The following is a 25,191-nucleotide window of genomic DNA, read 5'->3' on the forward strand; positions in this document are numbered from 1 at the left end:
ATATCTATTATTCCACCCTGCTAGCTATAATTTTAAGAAATGGATAACGTTGGGGCATCGAAAAGTACGGTGCTGAAGCTATAGGGTTAAATATAAATGCTAAAATTAAGATACAAAAAAACCACTCATTGAGTGGTTATTCTGTTTATATGGTGCCGGCACCAAGAGTCGAACTCGGGACCTACTGATTACAAGTCAGTTGCTCTACCAACTGAGCTATGCCGGCTAAATTGTGGTGCCCGAACCGGAATCGAACCAGGGACACGAGGATTTTCAATCCTCTGCTCTACCGACTGAGCTATTCGGGCAACTAAACTAAGTGTCTAGTTATCTACTTCATACTCAACAATCTTACTTAGTAAGGCCTGTCTCGTTTGGAGTGCGCACATAATATAGTGATGGTTTTTATCGTGCAAGTGGTTTTTAAAAGTTTTTACTCGTTCGGTTAGTTTGTGCGCAAGATGGTGGTTTTTTAAATGCTGTCGCTGCTTTTTAAGACAAGTGCTAGGTAAAATAAGCATTTAGATAAAGATATCTAATGGTATTTAGCGGTTTAATGACAAGTTTTTAAGATAGTTCTATTTAATAGAATGATTTTAGCAATTTTTAGAGGTTTTATTTCAATAAATAGTAAGTAGACTGTTTGGATTCGTTTTAGCCATTGTTACTGAGTAAAAATCAAGGATCCGTCAATGTTAAACAATACTCCGACTCGATATGGATTGCTTAATATCTTAGTTCACTGGATATCCGCTTTAGCTGTTATAAGTCTATTTGGCCTAGGTTTTTGGATGGTAGATTTAACCTATTACAATAGTTGGTATAAAACTGCCCCCGATATTCATAAAAGTGTAGGGGTTATACTATTGTTGTTAACGCTTATTAGAGTTTTTTTGCGAGCAGTAACAGTAAAACCTAACCCTATTTCAAGCCACAAAACTTGGGAGAGAAAAGGGGCTAGTTTGGCACATAAGTTACTTTATGCCTTGATGATAGCCATTATGGTATCAGGCATATTAATCTCGACCGCAGATGGACGTGGAATATGGGTATTTAATTGGTTTGAACTACCAGGTGTAGGTGAGCTATTTAACGACCAGGCAGATTTAGCCGGATTGTTCCATCAATATGCTGCATATAGTTTAATCACTCTGGTGGTAGTCCATGCAGCCAGGGCGTTAAAACATCATTTTATTGATAAGGATTCAACCTTAACCCGTATGTTATGGGTTAAGCGCAAATAATGACTAAATCATTTATACAAAGGAAGCATTAACATGAAAAAACATCTAATAGCAGCATTAATGAGCACAGCAATGTTAACGTCTGCGTTTACCACAAGTACAGCCAATGCTGCTGATTACGTTATCGATACTCAAGGCGCGCATGCTTTTATTCAATTTAAAGTGAGTCATTTAGGCTATAGCTTTGTGATGGGCCGTTTTAATGATTTCTCTGGTGACTTTAGCTTTGATAGTAAGGATGTGAGCAAAGGCAATATACAGGTTAATATTAATACCACCAGTGTCGACTCAAACCATGCTGAGCGTGATAAGCATTTACGTAGCCCTGATTTTTTGAATACCGAGAAATTTCCACAAGCCAGTTTTAAATCAACTTCAGTAGAAGATAAAGGCGAGGGTAAGTTTGTTGTCAATGGTGACTTTACCTTTAATGGCGTGACTAAGCCGATAGCGATTAATGCGGTGATGATTGGCGAAGGTGACGATCCATGGGGTGGATACCGTGCAGGTTTTACCGGTACAACAAGCTTTAAAATGAAAGATTACGGCGTAAAAATGGACCTAGGCCCTGCATCCGCTAATGTCGAGCTTGAATTAGTTGTTGAAGGCATTAAGAAGTAATAAAGCCATAATTAAGATATAACGGTTAATCTGTAATAGCTTGCAGCATTAGCGTGAGAAACGGCCTGTAATTTAGATTACAGGCCGTTTCTATTTGAACAATTACACGACTGCAGAGATCAAGTGATGATAATTATCAGTCACTATATTTAACACTAGGGAATGTGTTGTGAGCGATTTGTTGATACAGGCAAGTTTAAGGTGACATAAATGAAGGAGGTTTCTAGCGGGCATAGCACCAATAAAAAAGGATAAGTAAATACTTATCCTTTAATCAAAAGCCGTCAGTATCGAATTAGTCTGCAGCAGGCGGCACGTAGCCTTCGATTTCAACGTCTTTGCCTTCAAATAAAAAGTTAACCATTTGTTCTTCAAGAAACTTACGGTCCTCAACATTCATCATGTTAAGCTTTTTTTCATTGATTAACATGGTCTGTTTTTTCTGCCATAAACCCCATGCTTCTTTACCAATGTTATCAAAGATACGTTTACCCAATTCGCCTGGATAAAGTTGAAAATCTAAGCCATCTGCTGACTTGTTTAAATGAACGCAATTTACCGTGCGAGCCATGTTTACTCCTTAATATGAACTGGGAAAACCACAGAGTCAGACTGTTGATTTAACACTGCATCAAGATTAGCTAAAATCTTTTCTGTTGCAGCGGCTAATCCGACTTTGGCTGGATGTTTGATGTTATACCAGAGTGCTGGGCTTTGTTCCATCACCCCATTGAATTGCTGAGATACTGTGGCGTTATTTTGATCTGACACTTCGACTACAATGGGTTGAATATCTAAGTGGAAGTGACTAAATGTATGCCGAAATCCGACTAAATCGATAGCCGATTTTTGCATCGATTGTACTGCTAAATGCTGCTCAATTGACGCTTGGTCTTCAAATTGCGGAAAACACCATAATCCCCCCCAAATTCCCGCTGGCGGACGTTGTACTAATTGTACTTGGCCTTGATTAAGCATTACTAGCATCCAGGCTTGTTTAGTTGGAATCGTCTTTTTAGGTTTTTTACCTGGGTATTGGGCTTGCTTACCACTAAGTTGGGCTGTGCAATCAATGGCTACAGGACAAGATGCGCATTGAGGTTTGCTTCTACTGCAAATGCTCGCACCTAAATCCATCATAGCTTGATTATACTTTTGCACATCGTCACTAGGGGTTAACTGTTCCGTTAACTGCCATAAAGTTTGTTCAACGGCTTTTTGTCCTGGCCATCCTTCAACTGCGCCATGTCGAGCTAATACGCGTTTAACATTACCGTCTAAAATAGGGTGATGCTGACCAAGCGACAATGACAAAATGGCTCCAGCTGTTGAGCGACCAATACCAGATAATGCCAGCACTTGTTCAAACTCTGTGGGAAATTCGCCCTTAAACGCATCACGAATGTGAATAGCAGCTTTATGAAGGTTACGTGCTCTAGCGTAATAGCCAAGGCCAGTCCAAAGATGAAGTACCTCATCCTGGGGCGCATTGGCTAAATCGACAACGGTAGGAAACCTTGCCATAAATTTTTCATAATAAGGGATGACTGTCGCAACTTGAGTTTGCTGCAACATTATCTCAGAAACCCACACTCTATAAGGGGTTTTGTTGATCTGCCACGGTAGTTTTTTACGACCGTGAACATCATACCAAGCGATAATTCGCTCAGCGAAAGTGGCTGTTATTTTCATTCGGGCAGTGTAGCGATACGCATATAATCAAACAAGGTTTATATAAACAATTCTGAGTAGATTAGGTATACTGTGTCGCTGAAATAAAAATTTAAGATTAACTATTATGATTAGGGCCGTTTCGTTGGAAATTGCGCCATTGTAATAAAGAGGCAAAAATGAGCGACGTTACCACAGCTGAATTTAATGAAGAAGGTAAGTACCTTCGTAAAATCAGAAGCTTTGTATTACGTGAAGGCCGTTTAACTAAAGGTCAATCACAAGCTATTGAATCACATTGGCCGGCAATGGGGCTTGATTATAGTCCTGAAGCATTGAATTTAAGTCAAGTATTTGGCCGTGAAGCTGATACCGTATTAGAAATTGGTTTTGGTATGGGTGGCTCTTTAGTGCAAATGGCTACCGCTGCACCAGAGCTAAACTACATAGGCATAGAAGTACACAAACCTGGTGTTGGTGCATGTTTAGCTGATGCTGGTGAAGCTGGCGTGACTAATTTACGTGTATATCATCACGATGCAATGGAAGTGTTAGAGCACAGTATTGCCGATGGTTCATTATCACGTGTGCAGTTATTCTTCCCGGATCCTTGGCACAAAAAACGTCATAATAAACGCCGTATTGTTCAGCCTGAGTTTGCTCAACTAATTCGCCGTAAACTTAAAATCGGCGGCGTATTCCATATGGCGACTGACTGGGAAAATTACAGTGAGTATATGCTTGAAGTGATGCAAGTTGCTGACGGTTATAAAAACCAATCTGCAGATGGCACAGTGGTCGAGCGACCAGATTATCGTCCATTAACAAAATTTGAAGCCCGGGTCATCGCTTAGGCCATGGTGTTTGGGATATTATGTTCGAACGTATTAGTTAATCACGTCTAAATTAGGAGACAGTATCATGGCAACAAATCGTAGCCGTCGTTTACGTAAGAAATTACGTGTTGATGAATTCCAAGAGTTCGGTTTTGACATTCAATGGACGTTTGAAGAGTCTGTGTCAGAGCAAGACATTGATAGTTTAATCGATCAATTTATTCATGAAGTGATAGAGCCTCGCCAATTAGGCTTCCATGGCGGCGGACATAAAGAATGGCAAGGTATTATCGCCACTCAACACATTGGTAAATGTACCGATGAAGATATTGCTGTGATTACTGATTTTTGGAAAAGTAAGCCAGTAAAAGATGTAGAAGCGACAACCTTATATGATATTTGGTGGGGTTAATTGCTAAGCCAAGCATTATTGCAAGAGGCGGTCGACAGTGTTCGGCCGCTTTTAGGTAAAGGTAAAGTAGCCGATTACATACCTGCATTAGCCAATGTTGATAACACTAAGCTTGCTATTGCGGTAACCACAGTCGATGGTCAAACAATTGGAGCAGGGGATTATCTAGAGCCCTTTTCCATCCAATCTATTTCCAAAGTGTTTAGCCTTACCCTCGCGCTTAATCTTTATCGTGAAGATGAAATATGGAGTCGAGTAGGTAAAGAGCCCTCAGGACATTCATTTAACTCGTTAGTCCAAGTGGAGTTAGAGCGGGGTAAACCGCGTAACCCATTCATAAATGCTGGCGCGTTAGTCATTGCTGACTTGTTACAAACTCGAAGCGGCGCACCAAAACATCAAATGCTAGAAGTGGTGCGTAAACTGAGCATGAATCCCTCAATTAGTTACGACAAAGTCGTCGCTGATTCAGAATTTGCCTTTAGTGCCCGTAATGCGGCAATTGCTTACTTAATGAAATCGTTTGGTAATTTTGACGGGGTCGTTGAAAACGTACTTAAAAACTACTTCCATTACTGCGCCTTAAGAATGAATTGTGCTGACTTATCTAAGTCGATGCTTTACTTAGCTAATCGTGGTAAAACCTTGTCAGGTGAGCAATGGATAACACCTATTCAGACAAGACAGCTCAATGCCCTGTTAGCCACCTCGGGTTTATACGACGGTGCGGGAGAGTTTGCTTATAGAGTCGGTATGCCGGGAAAAAGTGGCGTTGGCGGAGGCATTATTGCCGTGATCCCTGGAGATATGTCTGTATGTGTCTGGTCGCCAGAGTTGGATGTAAATGGCAACTCTTTAGCCGGTACCGCGATGTTAGAGCATCTTTGTCAAAAATTAGGTCGTTCGATCTTCTAAGTTAATTGCCGTTTTAATAAATGATAATGAATTTAACTAACTTTTAGTTTATTTTACTAAGTTAGTTTGGTTGTGTCGGCTAATCATATTTGTGTTTTCATGTAATGCATTGAAATTAAATTGTTTATTTTTGTTGGCATATTACCTGCTTATCATTGGTAATATACAAATAATTGTTAGTAATTGACTGTTTATTGTTAGTCAATTGTAATCCCATACTTAAAAAGGATTTATTAAATGACTCAAGATAATCAAACAACTAAGACCATTTTTACAGGCCAAAAGCTACTGACAGGGATGATATTCTCGGGACTGATTTTTACTGCCGGAGCCTATACTCCAGCAATGGCTAAAATGTCTTTAAACGATCAAAACTGCAACGTCACCTTACACTATGATGTCACCGTTGAGCCTAAATCCGTTAAGGTTAGCGAAAAGGGGCTAGAAAAATATCGTGTTGAGGTAGGGCAGTTATACGTTGAAGGTAAAGCGGTAGCATTAACGCCAGCACAGCAAAAAACATTAACTCAATACTCTGATGAAGTTTCTCGTCAGGTGCCTGAGGTAGTAGAGCTTGTCGGTGAGGTTGTTACCTTGGCGACCCAGGCGGTGACAATGGCGCTGACTCCATTACTCGGAGATGCAGCAGGTAGCCAAATTAATAAATTGATGAATGGCATTGAGCAGCGTGTTGATGCTATGGCTTTTCAACAGGGTGATAAGTATTTTATTGGCTCAACAGAGTCATCGTTAGAGCAAACCTTTAATGATGAATTTGAGCAAGAAATGGAAAATATTGTTTCAAACTCAATTGGTAGCTTAATGATGAGCATGGGAAGTCAGATAATGTCTTCTGAGGGTGGAACATTTGAACAGAAAATGAATGCCTTTGCCGCTAAAATGGACAATGTGGGTAAAGATATTGAGCTACAAATGGAGTCACAATCTAAGGCTTTAGAGGGGCGAGCTGACAAAGTGTGTGGCGATTTTGAAAAGTTAATGGTACTTGAGAATCAACTTAGAAAAGATATTCCACAATTAGCACCTTACAAGTTAGCGAGTTTAGAAGTGCAATCTTCATCTAAATAAGCTTATTTATTCCCTGACCCATAATACTGTAAGCAACTCAAGCGTGTTAACTTGAGGTTTGACCATGTAAGTCATTGGTTTACCGGTCTAATGTTCATCTCCTGACTTTCCCCTGCTTGTGCTTACCTTGCAGGGGCTTTTTATATTAGTGCTCCTCCTCAATGTTAACAGCCTTAGTTGAACCCTCAGTTTGTTCTGATAAAAAAATTCTCAATTATAAATATAGAGCAATGATATAGTTTTTTGTTATACTCATAAAAATTATAAGAAAAATACACTCTATTTAAATTTTTGTTAGTTTTTCGGATAATTGGCGTAACCTTACAACTTATTCGTGGTTAATTAGCGTTTAATAATGCGATTTAATCCACTGTTTTTCATTGATATGACATTCGTGGAAGATAAAGTGAGTAAAGAAATTGCCGAAAATCGTTTTCAATGTCGTAACAGCTTAAGGCGACTTTCATGTTAGAACTGTTAGAACCAATTGCCATTTTTACCCATGTTGCTCGCGCAGGCAGTTTTAGTGCTGCCGCAAGACGCCTTGGAATATCTAAATCTAAAGTTAGCACTCAAGTTGCTGATTTAGAACATAAACTAGGTGTTCAGCTTATTCAGCGAACCACGCGTAGTTTAAGTTTAACTGAAGCGGGTAATTTACTTTATTTACAAGGTGAAGAGTTGCTTCGCGACGCTGAACAAGCGGTTTCTAGTGTGCATAATTTGAATGATGCCACACGTGGTGTACTTAAAGTGGGTATTTCACAGTCTTTCGGAACAATGCATCTTATTCCTGCCTTACCAGCATTTATGGCTAAACACCCTGAGTTAGAGTTACAGGTAAGTTTGTTGGACCATAAAGTTGATGTCGTTAGCGAAGGTTTAGATTTGTTACTGACCATGTCAGAGCAACTACCTTTAGGCATGGTAGCGCGCCCATTAATGAAGTGTCAGTTTTTATTAGCGGCATCACCAGAGTATGTTGCTAAACACGGTAATATATCGCGCCCAGAACAGCTTGTTGAACATAATTGCCTTGTGTATCAAGGTGAGTGGCATGAGCACAGCATGTGGCAGTTCAAGAAGGGTGACGATTACTGCGAAATTGGTGTATCTGGTAATTTTCGAGTGGATAACGCTCCTGCATTAAAATCAGCAGCCGTCAGTGGCTTAGGCATTGCTTATCTTGCCAGTTATTTAATGGAAGATGAAATTGAAAAAGGCACATTAGTGCCTTTATTGACCGATTGGCAATTGACCAACAATTTACCATTGCAAGCAGTGTATCCACGACGTAAACACTTAGCCCCAAAAGTCAGTGCCTTTATTGACTTTATTAAAGGTCATATTGGTACATCGCCATACTGGGATACTAAATTCGAACACTTGTATAAATTACGTAAGTAATTTTGGAAACATTGTTCTTTAAATAGAATAAAGCCATGCTGAATAGCATGGCTTTTTTATTTTCATTTATTTTCATTGACTTAGGGGTTTTGTTGTCTGGTATGGGCTAAAGTGGTAAATCAATGGTTTACGAGTTTCTTGTTGTAAGGGTGTTGCAGTCTGTTCTTATTTGAATACAATAGGTGTTAGTTGATTCGAAATGATTTGAATAAGTACGATTTTGAGAAATGACCCCTTTTCATTAGCGTGTACAAATCAGCCACTTCGCAAGTTTTGAGTCACGGCTGGCAACGGTTTATAACTAAAACAATGCCAGCTTTGAAACCATCATCCTAGTTTAATTGGTTTACCCCAGACTTTGTCTGGGGTTATTTTTTTGTGCAAAAAAGCAGCAACCTATGGTTGCTGCATATCGTTAAAATACTTATCTTGTACTAAGGTGGTTATTTAATCGACTTAATCCACAGGTCTACTTTAGTTTCCAATACATCTAATGGTAACGGTCCATTCTTCAACACCAATGTATGGAAGTCACGAATGTCGAACTTATCGCCTAACTGTTTTTTGGCGTGTTCACGCAGTTCAAGGATCTTCAACATACCAACCTTATAAGCGGTGGCTTGAGAAGGCATGACTACATGACGCTCAACCATTTTGATCGCATCAGACTCTGCATTGGGTGTGTTATCAGTGTAGTAAGCAATACCTTGTTCACGGGTCCACTTTTTAGTGTGAATACCGGTATCAACCACTAAGCGACAAGCACGCCATAATTCCATTGCTAAGCGACCAAAGTCTGAATAAGGATCTGCGTATAAGCCCATTTCTTTAGGGAAGTATTCAGTATATAACCCCCAACCTTCGCTATAAGCAGTATAACGACCATACTTACGGAATTGTGGAATACCCTCTAATTCTTGTGCGATGGCAATTTGCATATGATGACCAGGAATACCTTCATGGTAAGCCAATGCTTCCATTTGATAGTTAGGCATAGCGCTCATGTCATACAGGTTAGCGTAATATATACCTGGTCGTGAGCCATCTGGTGCAGGCTGGTCATAGAATGCTTTACCGGCTGATTTTTCGCGAAATGCTTCTACCAGGCGGACAACTAAACTGGCTTTAGGTTTAATTTTAAATACTTCATCTAAACGCAATTCCATATTATCAATCAGTGCTTTAGCATCAGTGATGTAAGCATCACGACCCGCTTGTGTGTCTGGGTAGTAGAATTGCTTGTCATCTCGCATGAAGGCAAAGAACGCTTGTAAATCACCTTTAAAGCCTACTTTTTTCATGATAATACGCATTTCATCTTGAATACGCGCGACTTCACTTAACCCTAAGTCATGAATTTGATCAGAGGTCATGTTAGTCGTTGTTGTGCGGATTAAAGCGTTGTTGTAATAAGCTTCACCGTCAGGAAACTTCCATGCGCCATCTTTGTTGTCTGCTTTTTTCTCTAATTTAACAAGGTAACTTACTAAGCTTTCGTAGCCTGGTTTTACATTGGCTATTAAAGCGGATTTTGCATCAGCAAGTAATGACTCTTTTTCTGATTCAGTAATAGATAATTTTGCTACTTTGCGATTGAAATCAGCCCATAACGCACTGTCTTCACCGGTTGCATCAAAAGGTGCACCAGTAATAATGTTTTTGCTGTCTGATATTATGTAAGGGAATACGAATTTAGGTGCAATAATGTTTTTCTCTGCACGTATGGCCAATTCAGTTTCAAGTTGCTTTAGCAGCGGTTTTACGCCCACTAAACGACCAATATAAGCTTTAGCATCACTGATGTCGGTAATTTGATGTTGATTGATTAATAGTGAAGCAATCATTGAGTGCATGCCATACATCTGATTAACCGGGTAAGTATGGTAACGCCATTTATCATCAGCGATAGCTTGCTCTAAGCTTGCTTTAAATAACTCAAAACTTAAGGTTGTTTGTTGATCGAGTTTGCTGACATCTAACGTGAGTAATTGAGCTAACTGTGCTTTAGCCAGTGCAAGCTTTTTATCTGCACCAGCATCTGAAATATCACTCCATTTATCATAATCTTGCTTTATGCCTAAATAGGTTTGATTGATAGGGTCAGCCATAATACTTTGCATGAATAATTCATCAAACAATGCATTAGCTTTTTGAGACTCTGTTTGTGGGGTACTGACTGTCTCAACACTTTCTTTGGTGCTATCAACAGGCATTGACTGTGAATGGGCGTAAACATGACCGCTTAAAAGGCTAGAAAGAGTTAACGCAAGTAGAGTTGTTTTAGTTTTTATCAGCATTGCAGACATTCCAATCTTATTTTTAAAAACGCTATCCTAATAAAGCTGAAGGTAAAAGTGTAAATTGAAGTGTTAGTAAGTGTTTCGATATTGTGAAATTAACCTGAAAAGACATAGCGTGGTGATGTTGTATTAGCCTATTTGCAGATGAGTTAGAATAATCCAACTAGCCACCTCATGCTAACTTAATGCCTATTACAGTTAATAAGTTAGCATGAGCAAATTGATAACAATGAGGCCAGGATTTAATGAACGTCTATCAATAAATACGCTGGCAGGTATACGATAACAATAAATATCAGGCAGATTAAATAAACTGCGATAAAAGATCGTTTACAAACATATGGCCTTTTGAAGTCAATTGCCAATGAGTGTCGGTTTCAGTTAATAGGCCTCTATTAATCGATTTAACCATGCCTTCTTTAACCACTTCAGCACTTTGACCTGTTCGTGCTTCAAATTCCGCTTTAGGGATTGGCGTCATTAGGCGTAAACGGTTCATCAAATACTCTAAGGCCCTATCTTCGGTAATAACCTCTGTGGTTTCTGAGGTGTAATCTCTGGCTGCTAAGTAGCCCTTAGGGTGCTTAATTTTTACGGTGCGAGTAATGCTATCGGTATCGGGCTGAGTAATTTTACCGTGGGCACCACAGCCAATACCTAAGTAGTCTCCAAATTTCCAATAATTAAGATTATGTCGGCACTGAAACCCAGGTTTAGCGTAGGCAGATATTTCGTATTGCTCATAGCCTAACGCTGCAAGTCTTTGTTGTCCTTGCTCGTAAATGTGCCACAACTTTTCATCATCGGGTAATTGTGGTGGTTTAGAGTGGAATAAGGTATTGGGCTCAATCGTGAGTTGATACCAAGATAAGTGCGGTGGCATTAGTGCGCCTGCGGTATCAATATCATGCATAGCTTCATCAAAGCTTTGATTTGGTAGACCATGCATTAAGTCTAAATTGAAACTTAAGTAGTCAGCTTGTTTCGCTTTTTCTGCTGCGGTTTTTGCTTCATCTTGGTCGTGTATGCGCCCCAACAGATTAAGCTTTTCTTTAGAGAAACTTTGTACCCCAATAGACAAACGCGTCACACCAGCGGCGCGGTATGCAGCAAAATCATCGTGCTCAAGCGTGCCAGGGTTAGCTTCCATAGTAATTTCAATGTCTTCTTCAAAAGGGATCATGGCTTCAACCCCCTCGAGTAAACGTTGTATTTGGCTGGCGTCGAATAATGAAGGAGTACCGCCACCAATAAAAATGGTGTGAATAGGCCTTTGCTGGACATATCTCAAATCATTTTTAAGATCAGCTAATAAGGCATCGACATATTGCTGCTGGGGTAACTCGCCATTTTGACCATGGGAATTAAAGTCGCAATAAGGGCATTTTTGCACGCACCACGGAATATGGATGTACAAACTGAGTGGTGGTAATGACAACATCGATGGATAGCCTATTTAATTGGGTGTGATTACATTATTCGTTTAGCGGAAACGATTTAAAACTTCTATTCAAGTGGTTGCTTTGTAAGTGATTGTTATACTTGGATAATGCCTTTATCCTGCATGGCTGTCACTAACATGGCTAATGCCTTACCGCGGTGACTATGGGCATTTTTCTCATCACTGGTTAATTCTGCGGCGGTTTTATCAAATCCGTGCGGAATAAAAATAGGGTCATAGCCGTGGCCTTGTTCACCTTGGGGGGCTACATTAATAGTACCCTCCCATGCAGCCTGGCAAATAATTGGCGTAGGGTCTTTGGCGTGACGCATATACACTAACACGCACTGAAAACGAGCAGCACGATTCTGATGAGGCTTCATTTCGGTTAGCAGCTTTTGGTAGTTGCTTACTTCTGTCGCCCCTTGGCCTGAATAGCGTGCCGAATAGATACCCGGTTGACCATCTAACGCGTCAACTTCGATACCAGAGTCATCGGCTATGGCAGGTTTACCTGTAATTTCAGCAGCATGGCGAGCCTTAATAATGGCATTTTCAACAAATGTAGTGCCGGTTTCAGCGACTTCAGAGACATTAAACTGGCTTTGGGCAAGCACTTGAATATTGAATTGGGCCAACATTTGATCAAACTCGTTAAGTTTACCTTTATTGCCACTGGCTAACACAATTTGTTGTGAAATGGGTGCTTGCATGATATTGCCTTATCTTGTCATCTCAAAAGTTCGGCATTATACCTCAAGCAAGCGCTAAAAAAAGGCTACAGTTTGGCAAGCTATGTTAACCAGTAAAGTTTAATCAATATTTAGGTAATGCTTAGCTAACGTTTAGTGCGTCAAATAGCTGATATATAGTGTTATTTACTGTTTATTTAACCGCTATTTATTGATTAGGATTAATCGGCTAATGCTAATCAATATAGAATTTCTGTTTAAATTTTAACGAGGTATTTAACTTTTTAGCGTGTTTAATGACAATCGAAAAATTAATTTCTTGATCGTCACGATAGGGGACCTCAGCAATGTAATAAATGGCGTTACCTTCACGAATTTCTTTAAAGTTGAGCGCCATTTTGGCATCAAGCAAATTATTAGCTATTCCTGATATTTCAACCGCAACAGCTGGATTACCTGCTTGGCTTGTATCTAATACAGCGATATTGATAATGCCGTTATAGCGGCTACGCTCAATACCATAGGTTTTAGCTATAGCAGGCGTAATAAAGGTGCTACTAAGCGCCATATAATGAATGTCAAAACTACCGACTTGTTGCTTCTGTTCTGCTTGGGCTGGTGCTATTAACAGCATTAAGCTCATGATGAGTGCAAATGGAAATATTTTATTAAACATCTTAATATCCTTTTTAACAGCAGGGCAAACTGCCATATGTCTGAACGATAAGTATAGCGCTATAAATTGTGTGTCGCGGTTAAATCTATCGTTAAGCGTTGTAATAAACGTAACGTCACTGATTACCACAATCTAGTGTCGTTTTTTGATATAAAAAAGGCAGGCTATAAATAGCCTGCCTACACAAGGTGATATTTTTGTAACTAAATCATCGCCCAAAATGGAATGTATTGGGAAAATAAAATATTGATAAAATTCATCGCAATAAACAGCACTAATACGGATAAATCTAACCCACCAATTGCCGGAATAATCTTACGAATTGGCGCTAAAATTGGGTCGGTAAGCTGAGACATTATCATTATAATAGGGTTGTTGCCCTGGTTAAACCAGCTTAATACCGCACGGATCAGCAACATCCAAAATAGTAATACCCCAGCGTTTTTCAATACCGAAACTACCGAAAACAGTAATAAGGTCGCAATATCAATTCCCGCGCCAGCAATAAATGTCAGCAATAACATTTTTACTATTACTACGATTAAAGCTAATACTAGCGATGCAGTATCAATGCTTCCTATAGAAGGAATAACTCTGCGCATTGGTGCCACAATCGGTTGGGTGGCTTTAACAACAAATTGGCTAAATGGGTTGTAAAAATCGGCTTTAACTAGCTGTAGCCAAAAACGTAAAATAACCACCATTAAATATAAATCAAACAAGGTGCTAACTAAAAAACTCATCGCATTCATGATGTTGCCTTTACCGTTTTAGTGAACTGGGTGTAGTCATTGTGCTTATTTATCAAATTAAACCAATGCTGTAAAAATAGTATGAGTGATTTTAGCACTCAAAACTGATAACACACTTAATTTATAGACTTAAAATGTTTTTGCCATTTCTTCAGCTTTAGCCACACAATTACTCATCGCGCTATCGACTAATTCACGCAAGCCACCTTTTTCAAAGGTTTCAACAGCTTGGGCCGTTGTGCCTCCTTTTGAGGTGACATTGTTACGCAATGTTGCTAAAGATAAATCTTGATTCTGAATCACCATTTGCGCCGCACCTAATGCCGCTTGCTCGGCTAATGCCCGCGCTTTGGCTTCATCCATCCCCATTCTTTTACCTGTTTCTATCATTGATTCAATAAACAAGAAAAAATAAGCTGGCGAGCTGCCAGCAAGGGCGATAACTTGATTCAGTTCACTTTCTTTTTCGACCCAAATAACTTTGCCACCACTTTCCATCAAAGTTTGGCATATGGCTTTATGTGCTTCAGTAATACTGTTATCAGCAAAAATACCAGTCATGCCATAACCTATTTGTGTAGGCGTATTAGGCATAGTGCGAATAAGTTTAATGGGCTGATTGAAATATTGTTGGTATCTAGATGCTGGAATACCTGCAGCAATAGTGATGACTAACTTATTTGATAAGTCGAGCGTTTGCATCGACTCGCAAACTTGTTGCATCAATTGAGGCTTGACGCTGAGTACAATCACATCGGCATCTTTTGCCGCTTGAATATTATCGTTAGACACCAAAATACCAAAGTCAGCACTCAGGGCATCAAGCTTGGGTTGACTTGGGTTGGTCGCGTGAACTAATTCACTTGGGTAACCGTTTTTTACCAGTCCGCTAATAATGCTGCGAGTCATATTGCCCGCACCAATAAAACATACTTTTGCTTGTGTCATTGTATTGTCCAACTTTTAATTCAATTGTGTATCAATATTGTCTATATGAGGGCAAAAACGTCATTTTCAATCTTGGGTGCTTGAGGTATTGCTATTTAAAGCACATTTAACGACTAGTTTGAGACGACATATAATGATATTTGTTAATTTTGTTTACGATCTTTCGCCAAATATCGCACTGCCAATTCTTACCATGGTTGAACCATTAGCAATGGCCATATCTAAATCGCCACTCATCCCCATTGAAAGGGTATCAATTCCTGCAAACTTTTGTTGTAACTGTTGATATATTTGCTTCAGTTGACTGAACTCAGATTGCTGAACCTGAAGGTCATCGGTTGCGGTAGGGATAGCCATAACCCCGCGTAATGCTAAATTAGGCATTTGGTTTATTTGTTCCGCTAATGTAATAACCGCCTGTGGATCAATACCCGATTTACTGTCTTCTTGACTAATATTAACTTGAATACACACCTGCAGCGGTAATTTTTGTGCCGAGCGTTGATCGCTTAGCCGTTGAGCGATTTTTTCACGGCTTAAGGTATGCATCCAATCGAAGTGCTCTGCAACGATTTTAGTCTTGTTTGATTGTAATGGGCCAATAAAGTGCCATTCAATATCAGGATAAGCCTGCTGTAATGCAATAATTTTTTGCTCACTTTCTTGGACATAATTTTCGCCAAAAAGTCGTTGCCCAGCCTGATAAGCTTCTATAATGTCGCTAATTGGTTTGGTTTTACTCACCGCAAGCAGCTTTATCTCACTGGGCAAGCGTGAACATTTTTGCGCCGCTTGATTCATTCTACTCTGGGCGATTGATAATCTGTCTGCTATTGTTGTATTCATGTTGTTAAAATGGACGTCTCTATAATGGAAATCACTGAATTACTGGCCTTTAGTGTAAAACATAAAGCATCAGATCTACATCTTTCTGCAGGTGTTTCACCTATGATCCGTGTTGACGGTGAAGTCAGAAAAATTAACTTGCCACCGTTAGATCATCAAGGCGTACACAGCTTAGTGTATGACATTATGAACGACAAGCAGCGTAAAGATTACGAAGAACATCTTGAAATAGATTTCTCGTTTGAAGTACCCAACTTAGCACGTTTTCGTGTTAACGCATTTAACCAATCCCGTGGTGCAGGTGCTGTTTTTCGTACTATTCCTTCAGATATTTTGTCACTTGAACAACTCGGTGCGCCAGATATTTTCAAAAAGATCTCCAGTTATCCCCGTGGGTTAGTGTTAGTAACTGGACCAACAGGTTCGGGTAAATCAACTACGTTAGCGGCAATGGTCGATTATATTAATGAAAATCGCCATGAGCACATTTTAACGATTGAAGACCCAATAGAATTCGTGCATCAAAACAAGCAATGTTTGGTCAACCAACGCGAAGTGCACAAACATACCCATAGTTTTAATGCCGCGCTTAGAAGTGCATTGCGTGAAGATCCCGATGTTATTTTAGTGGGTGAGATGCGTGACTTAGAAACTATCCGCTTAGCTATGACAGCAGCTGAAACTGGTCACTTAGTGTTTGGTACCTTACATACCACTTCAGCGGCAAAAACCATTGACCGTATTGTTGACGTATTTCCTGCCGGTGAAAAAGGCATGGTACGTACTATGTTGTCTGAATCATTACAGGCGGTTATTTCACAAACGCTGGTTAAAAAGGTTGGCGGAGGACGTGTTGCTGCACACGAAATTATGATGGGGACACCGGCTATTCGTAACTTAATCCGTGAAGATAAAGTGGCGCAAATGTACTCAGCTATTCAAACCGGTATGGCTCATGGTATGCAAACATTAGATCAGTGCTTACAAACCTTAGTCAATCGTGGTTTGATTACACGTGAAGATGCCATGCAGAAAAGCGGTAATAAACAAGCCAACTTTTAAGGAATAGTACAATGGATGTCCGCCCTTTTTTAGCCACTATGGTTGAAAAAAAGCTTCTGATTTATTTATCACAGCTATGTTTCCACCCAGTGCCAAAATTGATGGTGAGTTACATACTCTTTCAGAGCAAAAGCTAACACCTGCCCAGTCATTAGAGTTTGTTGAATCTTTAATGACAGATGTGCAGAAAAAAGAGTTTAAAGAGTCTCGTGAATGTAACTTTGCCTATGCGGTATCGGGCTTAGGGCGTTTTCGTGTGAGTGCGTTTTGGCAGCGTGACTCCGCAGGCTGTGTTATGCGCCGTATTGAAACCAACATTCCTGAAGTGGATGATTTGAAGCTGCCGCCCATTCTTAAAGATTTAGTCATGAGCAAGCGTGGCTTAATTATTATGGTTGGCGGTACGGGAACGGGTAAGTCAACTTCGTTAGCAGCGTTAGTGGGTTATCGTAACGCCCATGCTCGTGGACATATTTTAACCATTGAAGATCCTGTCGAGTTCGTGCATAACCACCGTAAAAGTATTGTCACCCAAAGAGAGGTGGGTATTGATACCGTGTCTTTTGATGCGGCGCTTAAAAGCTCTTTACGCCAGGCACCAGATGTTATTTTGATTGGTGAAATCCGTACCCAAGAAACCATGGAATTTGCACTGTCGTTTGCAGAAACGGGTCACTTATGTATGGCAACTCTGCATGCTAACAACGCTAACCAAGCACTTGATCGTATTATGCATTTAGTGCCGGAAAGTAAGCATACTCAGTTGTTGTTCGATTTATCACTCAACTTACGTGGTATTGTTGCCCAACAGCTCATTGCTAAATCTGATGGTTCAGGCCGTCGTGCTGCAATTGAAATCCTTATCAATACACCGCGTATTGGTAGTTTGATTGCAAAAAATGAACTGCATTTACTGAAAGAAACCATGGCTAAGTCGAATGAGCAGGGCATGCAAACCTTTGACCAGGCCCTACTTGGTTTGTACTCTGAAGGTGAAATCAGTTATGCCGATGCATTACACCATGCCGATTCTCCTAATGATTTACGCCTAATGATTAAGCTTAAAACCAATGACACGTCTAATTCAGGCTTTTTGGAAGGTGTAACACTAGACATGGATTAAGCGAGGATAATTAGCGCTTAGTCTCATTTATAAATAAGCCGCAACAATCGTTGCGGTTTTTTGTTATAATAGATGCCCTTTTTTCTGTACCTTATCCCATAAGTAATTAAGCCGTCACTTTACAGCAGTTATTAAATGGGGCTTTGCATTCATTCCGTTAACACCACCCTAAGGATTATTTCATGTCTTTCCTCAAGAAATCATCACCATTACTGCTCGCTATTTTATCTTTCCAGCCCCAAGCCGTTGAGGTCACTGATGAGCTAGATATTGGTGGCGCAGTTCGCGTTAATTATGGCTGGAAAGACTATGACAATAACGCAAAACTAGAGTTTGAGTTATTTCGCGCCGATGTGAATTATAAAACTGATGATGGCTTGTTTGCGTCTGCTCAATATCGTTGGTACCAGGATATGGATGTCGTACATCATGCCTATATGGGCTATCAATTTGATGAGGCGCAATCAGTACAAGTCGGTGTTACCCAAGTGCCATTTGGACTATTGCCGTATGCAGCACATTCTTTTTGGTTTGGTGCGACATACTATATAGGCTTTGAAGATGATTATGATGCCGGAATACATTATCAGTATCAGCACGAAAATTTGCGTGTTGATTTAGCTTATTTTGCCAATGACGAATACGGTAACGGTAGCCGCTTTGATCGCTACTCTTTTGATGTTGCGACGACAGAACAGTCACCTTATCAAGAATCTGGCCAATTAAATGCCCGGTAGAATATGAGATAAGCCACAATAGTTTTAGCCATAAAGTGGGCGGTTCAATTCAATATGGCCAGCTAGATTATGTTGCCAGTGAAGGGGGCATTGATAGTACCTTTGCTAATGCAGATGATATAAACGCATTCGCAGGTGCAGTGCATTGGCAAGCAGATTGGCAAACCTGGCAACTTCAATTGCAATACTTACATTATAACTATGATGTTAAGCAGGCTAATCGTATCGCATTATCTGCATTTTCATATCCATTTGAAATAGCGGCGCAAGCAGATGTAGTCACGGCTAACGTATCAAAATCTATCGATGTTAAGTGGGGGCCTATTTCAAATATTAATTGTTATAACGACTACAGTACCGTCCTTGCATCTGGTAACGGACTGGCTGACTCGGTTCAAAATGTCACGGGTTGTGCTATTACTGCCGGTAAGTTTTATTCATACGTCGATTGGATAGCGGGTAAAAATATGTATTTTGTGGGCGGTGACGGTGTTGGTATTGATAATGGTGACACTTCGTGGCGCTCTCGCTTGAACATTAATGTCGGCTTTTATTTTTAATCGTATTTATACAATGATCTAAGCCCGCAGTTTAATCGTATGCACAACATGTACAACCCGTTATTCGTGTTGATTCAATCGCTGCTAGCCCCTGTGAGTTAGTGCTTACTAGCTCGGGTTTGAAAAGTAAGAGTATATTAAGTAAGGTTTTGTACGTTGGATCTCAGTATATTGAGTTAAATATAGTAGTAACTTCACGTGTTCATCAATTTAATAAGGATTACTTATGTCAGGTTTATCGCAAATGTTTTTAAAGGCTCTTCCTTCGATGGCAAAGTGTTCTTTGGTGTTATCATCGCTAGTGGTAGTGACTATTGGTATGACATTTTTCAGTGCTAATGCTAATGCTAATGCTAATGTCAGTGCAGCAAGTTGCCCTGACTATCTCAATGTTGAAGCACGTAAACTGCATTCAGACGATAACGTCAACTTGTGTGAGTTAACCCAAGGCAAAACAGTGTTAATTGTAAACACGGCTTCCAACTGTGGTTTTACCTCACAATTTGAAGGGCTTGAAGCTTTACATAAACAATATAAAGACAAAGGGTTAGTGGTTATTGGTTTTCCATCTGATGATTTTTTCCAAGAAGAAAAAGATGAGGCTAAAACCGCGGATGTTTGTTTTATCAATTATGGGGTGACATTCACTATGGTTGCCACCTCACCTGTGCGTGGTGACGATGCCAACTCAGTGTTTCAACACTTGAATGAAAAAAGCACTGCACCTAAGTGGAATTTCTACAAATATTTAGTATCTGGTGATGGCGAGACTGTGACCCAGTTTAACTCGCGCGTAAAACCTGATAGTGAAGAGCTTAAAAAGGCTATCGACAAGCAGTTAAGTCTTTAATTATTTACTTTCAGTCGCATTTTTAATAAAAAATTGAGACAAGAGAATATTTTCCAAATATCCTCTCGTTATAAAGAAACATAATCATCAGTGCATCATCAGTCTATTATATTAGGAGCGAGTTTTGGCGCGATTTTCAGGATTAGATAAAGAGACAGGGCACAGTGCTCGCGGTAAAACAGGCGTATTGCTATTAAACCTAGGTACACCTGATGCACCAACTGCCTCAGCCGTCAGACGTTATTTAGCAGAGTTTTTAGCCGATCCTCGTGTAGTCGAAATTCCTAAACTCATATGGATGATTATATTGCACGGTATTATTTTGCGGGTTCGCCCTGCAAAATCTGCTGCTTTATATAAACAGATTTGGACTGAAAATGGCTCACCTCTGCTGGCAATCAGTCAGCAACAGCAGGCTAAATTAGATAAATTATTAGCATCCAGCGGCGTTGATGCTAGCGTACACCTTGCTATGCGATATGGCTCACCCTCGGTGGCTGCAACTTTGCAAAAAATGCACAAGCAAGGAATTGATAACCTGGTGATATTGCCGCTATATCCTCAATACGCCGCGCCAACTACAGCATCAGCATTTGATGCGATAGCTAAAGAATTATATAAGTGGCGCTACTTACCTGCTTTACATTTTATTAATACCTATCATGATCATCCTGATCTAATTTCAGCCTTGGCCAATTCTATCGAACAAGATTTTGCTAAACATGGCAAACCGCAAAAGTTAGTTTTGTCCTATCATGGTATGCCTGAGCGCAATTTGCATCTAGGCGATCCATACTATTGTTTTTGCATGAAAACTACTCGTTTAGTGGTTGAAAAACTAGGGTTGACCGAAGACGATTACATTACAACGTTTCAATCTCGTTTTGGTAAAGCTAAGTGGTTGCAACCCTATACAGATGCAACTATTGAAGCATTACCCGCAAAAGGCATTAGTAACATCGCCGTTATTTGTCCTGCTTTCAGCGCTGATTGTTTAGAAACCTTAGAAGAAATTCAAGGTGAAAATCGGCATGTATTTGAAGGTGCTGGTGGTACAGACTTTAGATACATTGCATGTTTAAATGACAATGATGACCACATTCAAATGATGGCTAACATTGTAAAACCTTATTGTTAGTAACAGATCCGGCCCACAAGCATTGCCGGGATGACGTGTAGAAGCATTGCCGGGATGACGTGTAGAATCATTGCCAGGATGACGTGTAGAATCATTGCCGGGATGACGTGTAGAATCATTGCCAGGATGACGTGTAGAAGTATGCCGGAATGATTTTGCGTTTGTTGCTCACAGTTAATCATTTCAATACAGAATCTCTTCAATTTTTATGAGGAGATAACATCTGAATAATTGTAGTTTTAAAAATACACTTAATTTGTGCGTAAAATGTTCGTAATTTAGCCCTGCCTATACGTCATCCCCGAGAGCTTTTATCGGGGATCTATTTTTGTTGAAACTTAGTACCAACCCTACAGTATAAAAATTTACTTTCTCGCCTGTTCTATTTCAATTTGATAGACTAAATCCACTGTTACAAATCAAAAATTAATTATGAGAATAGATCCTAATATAAGGTTGGTATTCAGTACCGATAAAGGCCGTATTGAGCCAGAAAAACAAGTTGAAGCAGTACCTGATGGTGATGGCATAGTTCGGATCCATAAAGATACTAAAGGTCGAAAAGGCAAAGGTGTCAGTGTGATAAAGGGCCTGGCTTTAGAGCAAACTGAACTTAAAGCCTTAGCACAAAAACTTAAAAAACAGTGCGGTTGTGGCGGTACTGTGAAAGACTTCGATATCGAAGTTCAAACCGATAACCGTGAACAATTAAAAACATTATTAGAAAAAATGAGTTATACGGTAAAGCTAGCGGGTGGATAACGCCTTAAATATTAAAGCTCTCACATCAAAAAATTATTAATATAAAGCCTAGTATTCAAATAAGGGAAGATATTATGGATGGTTCAGAAGTCAGTGTTACTAAAAAAGGCCGTCTACTTGGTGACTGTCTTCAAGGACATCTATTAATTGCTATGCCATCGCTTGAAGAAACATTTTTTGAGCGTAGTGTTATCTACATTTGTGAGCATGATGAAAAAGGTGCTATGGGATTGGTTATTAATCGCCCTATTGGTCTTGATCTTGAAGACTTGTTAGATCAAATGGGACTGAATCCTTCACCTGAATCGGCTTTTTATATTAACGCTCAAGTATTGTCGGGCGGCCCAGTGTCACCAGATCGTGGCTTTGTGCTTCATAGTCCACAGTCGAATTGGATGAATAGCCATCAAGTAACAGACTATTGCATGCTCACCACATCACGCGATGTGTTATCAGCAATTGGTACTCAAAAATCGCCGGCAGATTATGTGGTTGCATTAGGCTATGCCGGTTGGGGGAAAGACCAATTGGAACAAGAGTTAGCTAATAATACCTGGTTAACCATTAAAGCCACTCCTGAATTACTTTATACCAAACAGCCTGAGCATTTATGGGATATTGCCTCTAAACAGTTAGGATTTGATATGTGGCAAATTTCATCCCAGGTAGGTCATGCTTAAGGTGATAAGTTGGAATGGTTAATCGCTAAAACTGCCGCACTGTTCATTGTTGGCATTTCTTTATTAACTGCCGAAGTCACGGTACATATAGCCAACAGTGTTTATAGCAGAGTCGTGTTCCAGTCAGACAGCATTAACCTTAAGCGCTGACGATAGGTTTAGAATATACACTTTAGCACCAAATTACTTCCTGAAGGAACATCATGCAACCTCAAACCATATTAGGTTTTGACTATGGTACCAAAAGCATTGGTATTGCAATCGGACAAGCTATTACAGCCAGTGCCAGCCCGTTAATGTCGATTAAAGCGGTTGACGGCATTCCCAATTGGGATGACATTGGCAAATTGATAGCCGAATGGCAGCCAGATCTAGTGGTAGTAGGGTTACCGTTAAATATGGATGGTACCGAGCAAGAAATGACCCAACGTGCGCGTAAATTCGCTAATCGAATTAATGGTCGCTTTGGTATAAAAGTCGCCACTCAAGATGAGCGCTTAACAACGGCAGATGCTAAAGCACGGTTGTTTGAGTTTGGTGGATTTAAAGCATTATCGAAAGGGCAAATTGATGCAGTTTCAGCAGTACTGATTGTTGAAAGTTATTTTGAAAACCAATTCGGAGACTAATCGGTTGTATCGTGATTTTAAATCTGACTATTCGTTAGCTTCAACAATATTTAATTTATTGATTAAATACTGAACTTGACAATCGTTTTACTGTCTATAACCTTGTGATTATTTAAATGTTTTTGGAGCTTCTATGAAAAAGTTAGTTTTAGCGATAGCGGTATTAGCCTTAAGTGCTTGTAGCACACTAAAAACCAATACCGATTTTGACCCTGCTGTAGCATTTGATCAATATAAAACATTCACTTGGGTTGCGACAAAAGAAGCAGACAAAGGTTATCACTTAGATGGACTGCTTGATCAGCGTGTTAGAGATGCTGTTGATAATCAAATGGCAGCCAAAGGATTAACTAAAGTTGCCGCTGAAGCGGATTTATTAGTTAATTACCTGACCAAAGTAGATAAGAAAATTAATATTGATACTTTTAATAACAACTTTGGCTATAACCCATACTATGGGCCAGGTTGGGGATGGAGTGGTTCAATGCACACTCAAACCACTGTACGTGAATATGAAGTGGGTACATTAATTATTGATCTAATTGACAACAAAACAGGTAAGTTAGTATGGCGTGGCAGTGTTGCAGACACCATCCGTGATCAAAACACCCCACAAGAGCGTGTCGATATTATCAATAGTGCCATTGGACATGTGATGTCAGCTTTCCCTCCACAAACAAAATGATAGTATAAAATTGATACTGGTTATAAAGCGCTTTTCTTTTGGACTGCGCTTTATTTGTTAACAGTTCTGTGAGCAGCTCTTCCTAAGTATAAGTATTACCAGGATAAGCAGACTCAAATAAACATGATCGACCAGCCATATAAGTAAGCATCCTCTGCTTTTTATCTTTACCCATTCTCACCCATTTGATAAAATTCTTAGCTGTGATAAGGAAATTCACCCTTCATATGTAAGTGAGTCATCATGAAATCTTGGTATCTTTTATATTGTAAACCGCGTGAAGAATTACGCGCGCAGCAAAATTTAGCGCTTCAACAAATTGAAAGCTACTTACCAATGATTAAAGAATCAAAAAAATCCAAATCTACCACCAAAATGGTCGACGTGCCTTTATTCCCTAATTATCTCTTTATCTACTTTGACCCTACCGAGTTCAGCGTGAGTAAAATTCACTCAACAAGAGGTGCAAGTCGGATTATTGGCTGCAAAGAAGTCATGACGCCTATAGACGATAGACTTATTAATAGCCTTAAAAGGCGGGTTAATGCATTTGTACCTGAGCAGGAAAAATGTTTAGCTAAAGGCGATAAAGTGACATTTATAGATGGTCCCTTTATTAATCTAGAAGCTATTTTTGAAGAGCGGAACGCTGAAAAACGTTGTTATGTGTTGTTTAATATTATGGGTCAACAGAAACGTATTTTAATTGATGAGCAAGCAATCAAAAAAAGTACAACAGATAATGAGTATTAATTAAACGAGTTGAACGAAAGTTGGTCAGTTAACTAGATATGTACTTATAATGTTGTAAGATATTGGCTATACAACTTAGTTTTAAGAGATGTAGCGACTAATCAACCCGTTTAATGTTTTTGCGTTATGGCATTTAAAATCAGTGGTTTACTGTATTTTCTTTATGTTTTTTTTGCTAGGTTTGGTCTATCAGTTTAATAAAATGGTTTTTAAGTGCCGACTGGCTGATTTTTCTACATATTTAACAACACACTTCAGTTATAATACGAGCCAAATTTTTCATTGGTTCACTTTGGACTAATGAATCTATAATTAAAAATAAGAAGTTTCGCGAAGCGAAGGGCACTATAGAAGCCGCAATC

Annotated in this window: 26 protein-coding genes, 2 tRNA genes and 2 pseudogenes; 19 read left to right on the plus strand and 11 right to left on the minus strand. The window is 39.6% G+C overall.

From position 1 onward, the window contains the following. Positions 1-150: 150 nt before the first annotated feature. Positions 151-226, minus strand: a tRNA-Thr gene (locus L0B17_RS07100). A gap of 7 nt (positions 227-233) precedes the next feature. Beyond that, positions 234-308 (minus strand) — tRNA-Phe (locus L0B17_RS07105). A gap of 384 nt (positions 309-692) precedes the next feature. On the opposite strand from L0B17_RS07105, the gene L0B17_RS07110 reads away from it, so the two are divergent. Together L0B17_RS07110 and L0B17_RS07115 are read left to right on the plus strand one after the other, a co-directional pair. After that, positions 693-1,244 (plus strand): cytochrome b, encoded by a 552-nt coding sequence (locus tag L0B17_RS07110; protein WP_235088734.1) that lies wholly within the window; start codon positions 693-695, stop codon positions 1,242-1,244. 33 nt (positions 1,245-1,277) lie between these two features. Beyond that, entirely contained in the window at positions 1,278-1,865 is a 588-nt protein-coding gene (locus L0B17_RS07115; RefSeq protein ID WP_235088735.1) for a YceI family protein, read from the plus strand. A gap of 295 nt (positions 1,866-2,160) precedes the next feature. Here the strand turns inward: L0B17_RS07115 and L0B17_RS07120 are convergent, their stop codons facing one another. Continuing rightward, positions 2,161-2,436: an oxidative damage protection protein gene (locus tag L0B17_RS07120; RefSeq protein WP_235088739.1), complete on the minus strand. Its 276-nt coding sequence runs from the start codon at positions 2,434-2,436 to the stop codon at positions 2,161-2,163. Between the two features lie 2 nt (positions 2,437-2,438). Beyond that, positions 2,439-3,557, minus strand: coding sequence for an A/G-specific adenine glycosylase (mutY, locus tag L0B17_RS07125; RefSeq protein ID WP_235088740.1), 1,119 nt, complete (start codon positions 3,555-3,557; stop codon positions 2,439-2,441). 158 nt (positions 3,558-3,715) lie between these two features. On the opposite strand from mutY, the pseudogene trmB reads away from it, so the two are divergent. From trmB to L0B17_RS07150, 5 genes and pseudogenes are all read left to right on the plus strand, one after another. Further along, positions 3,716-4,431, plus strand: a pseudogene (gene trmB / locus L0B17_RS07130) (tRNA (guanosine(46)-N7)-methyltransferase TrmB). 26 nt (positions 4,432-4,457) lie between these two features. After that, a complete protein-coding gene (locus L0B17_RS07135) occupies positions 4,458-4,784 on the plus strand; it encodes a 50S ribosome-binding protein YggL (RefSeq protein ID WP_226414077.1) in 327 nt (108 codons plus the stop codon). Then, a complete protein-coding gene (gene glsB / locus L0B17_RS07140; RefSeq protein WP_235088742.1) occupies positions 4,785-5,699 on the plus strand; it encodes a glutaminase B in 915 nt (304 codons plus the stop codon). Positions 5,700-5,936: 237 nt separating this feature from the next. After that, on the plus strand, positions 5,937-6,788 hold the full coding sequence (locus L0B17_RS07145) for a YggN family protein (RefSeq protein ID WP_235088744.1): 852 nt from the start codon (positions 5,937-5,939) through the stop codon (positions 6,786-6,788). Positions 6,789-7,253: 465 nt separating this feature from the next. Continuing rightward, positions 7,254-8,195: a LysR family transcriptional regulator gene (locus L0B17_RS07150; protein WP_235088746.1), complete on the plus strand. Its 942-nt coding sequence runs from the start codon at positions 7,254-7,256 to the stop codon at positions 8,193-8,195. Between the two features lie 443 nt (positions 8,196-8,638). Here the strand turns inward: L0B17_RS07150 and L0B17_RS07155 are convergent, their stop codons facing one another. The 7 genes from L0B17_RS07155 to L0B17_RS07185 form a co-directional block, all read right to left on the minus strand. Next, on the minus strand, positions 8,639-10,492 hold the full coding sequence (locus L0B17_RS07155) for a DUF885 domain-containing protein (RefSeq protein ID WP_235088747.1): 1,854 nt from the start codon (positions 10,490-10,492) through the stop codon (positions 8,639-8,641). Between the two features lie 307 nt (positions 10,493-10,799). Continuing rightward, positions 10,800-11,936 carry a radical SAM family heme chaperone HemW gene (gene hemW / locus L0B17_RS07160; RefSeq protein WP_235088751.1) on the minus strand — a complete coding sequence of 379 codons (1,137 nt, stop codon included), beginning with the start codon at positions 11,934-11,936 and terminating at the stop codon, positions 10,800-10,802. 95 nt (positions 11,937-12,031) lie between these two features. Then, the gene (gene rdgB / locus L0B17_RS07165) at positions 12,032-12,649 is read right to left on the minus strand and encodes an RdgB/HAM1 family non-canonical purine NTP pyrophosphatase (protein WP_235088756.1); all 618 of its coding nucleotides are present in this window, start codon (positions 12,647-12,649) and stop codon (positions 12,032-12,034) included. A gap of 214 nt (positions 12,650-12,863) precedes the next feature. After that, positions 12,864-13,271 carry a DUF4426 domain-containing protein gene (locus L0B17_RS07170; protein WP_235089669.1) on the minus strand — a complete coding sequence of 136 codons (408 nt, stop codon included), beginning with the start codon at positions 13,269-13,271 and terminating at the stop codon, positions 12,864-12,866. 236 nt (positions 13,272-13,507) lie between these two features. Continuing rightward, positions 13,508-14,056, minus strand: coding sequence for a YggT family protein (locus L0B17_RS07175; protein WP_235088758.1), 549 nt, complete (start codon positions 14,054-14,056; stop codon positions 13,508-13,510). Between the two features lie 129 nt (positions 14,057-14,185). Further along, complete coding sequence (gene proC, locus L0B17_RS07180; protein WP_235088765.1) at positions 14,186-15,004, minus strand: pyrroline-5-carboxylate reductase; 819 nt, start codon at positions 15,002-15,004, stop codon at positions 14,186-14,188. A gap of 153 nt (positions 15,005-15,157) precedes the next feature. Further along, the gene (locus tag L0B17_RS07185; protein WP_235088770.1) at positions 15,158-15,850 is read right to left on the minus strand and encodes a YggS family pyridoxal phosphate-dependent enzyme; all 693 of its coding nucleotides are present in this window, start codon (positions 15,848-15,850) and stop codon (positions 15,158-15,160) included. A 24-nt stretch (positions 15,851-15,874) separates the two neighbouring features. Between L0B17_RS07185 and L0B17_RS07190 the strand changes: the two genes are divergently transcribed. The 12 genes and pseudogenes from L0B17_RS07190 to rfaH all read left to right on the plus strand — a co-directional run bounded on the left by L0B17_RS07190 (position 15,875) and on the right by rfaH (position 24,829). Then, entirely contained in the window at positions 15,875-16,912 is a 1,038-nt protein-coding gene (locus tag L0B17_RS07190) for a type IV pilus twitching motility protein PilT (protein ID WP_226414088.1), read from the plus strand. A gap of 11 nt (positions 16,913-16,923) precedes the next feature. Beyond that, positions 16,924-18,035: pseudogene (locus tag L0B17_RS07195) on the plus strand (PilT/PilU family type 4a pilus ATPase). Between the two features lie 182 nt (positions 18,036-18,217). Continuing rightward, entirely contained in the window at positions 18,218-18,772 is a 555-nt protein-coding gene (locus L0B17_RS07200; protein ID WP_235088774.1) for a hypothetical protein, read from the plus strand. A gap of 35 nt (positions 18,773-18,807) precedes the next feature. Next, a complete protein-coding gene (locus L0B17_RS07205; protein ID WP_235088776.1) occupies positions 18,808-19,332 on the plus strand; it encodes a hypothetical protein in 525 nt (174 codons plus the stop codon). 319 nt (positions 19,333-19,651) lie between these two features. Next, positions 19,652-20,182, plus strand: coding sequence for a glutathione peroxidase (locus L0B17_RS07210; RefSeq protein ID WP_235089673.1), 531 nt, complete (start codon positions 19,652-19,654; stop codon positions 20,180-20,182). A 124-nt stretch (positions 20,183-20,306) separates the two neighbouring features. Beyond that, on the plus strand, positions 20,307-21,320 hold the full coding sequence (hemH, locus tag L0B17_RS07215) for a ferrochelatase (protein WP_235088785.1): 1,014 nt from the start codon (positions 20,307-20,309) through the stop codon (positions 21,318-21,320). A gap of 432 nt (positions 21,321-21,752) precedes the next feature. Continuing rightward, positions 21,753-22,082: a stress response translation initiation inhibitor YciH gene (yciH, locus tag L0B17_RS07220; protein WP_235088787.1), complete on the plus strand. Its 330-nt coding sequence runs from the start codon at positions 21,753-21,755 to the stop codon at positions 22,080-22,082. Positions 22,083-22,156: 74 nt separating this feature from the next. Then, positions 22,157-22,762: a YqgE/AlgH family protein gene (locus tag L0B17_RS07225; protein WP_235088796.1), complete on the plus strand. Its 606-nt coding sequence runs from the start codon at positions 22,157-22,159 to the stop codon at positions 22,760-22,762. Between the two features lie 9 nt (positions 22,763-22,771). Beyond that, positions 22,772-22,912: a hypothetical protein gene (locus L0B17_RS07230; RefSeq protein WP_235088798.1), complete on the plus strand. Its 141-nt coding sequence runs from the start codon at positions 22,772-22,774 to the stop codon at positions 22,910-22,912. Positions 22,913-22,965: 53 nt separating this feature from the next. Next, on the plus strand, positions 22,966-23,391 hold the full coding sequence (gene ruvX / locus L0B17_RS07235; RefSeq protein WP_235088806.1) for a Holliday junction resolvase RuvX: 426 nt from the start codon (positions 22,966-22,968) through the stop codon (positions 23,389-23,391). A gap of 133 nt (positions 23,392-23,524) precedes the next feature. Continuing rightward, positions 23,525-24,076: a DUF4136 domain-containing protein gene (locus L0B17_RS07240; RefSeq protein WP_235088811.1), complete on the plus strand. Its 552-nt coding sequence runs from the start codon at positions 23,525-23,527 to the stop codon at positions 24,074-24,076. A gap of 243 nt (positions 24,077-24,319) precedes the next feature. Continuing rightward, positions 24,320-24,829, plus strand: coding sequence for a transcription/translation regulatory transformer protein RfaH (gene rfaH, locus L0B17_RS07245; protein WP_235088815.1), 510 nt, complete (start codon positions 24,320-24,322; stop codon positions 24,827-24,829). Positions 24,830-25,191: the final 362 nt, after the last annotated feature.

Source organism: Shewanella sp. OMA3-2 (assembly GCF_021513195.1).
Taxonomy (GTDB): domain Bacteria; phylum Pseudomonadota; class Gammaproteobacteria; order Enterobacterales; family Shewanellaceae; genus Shewanella.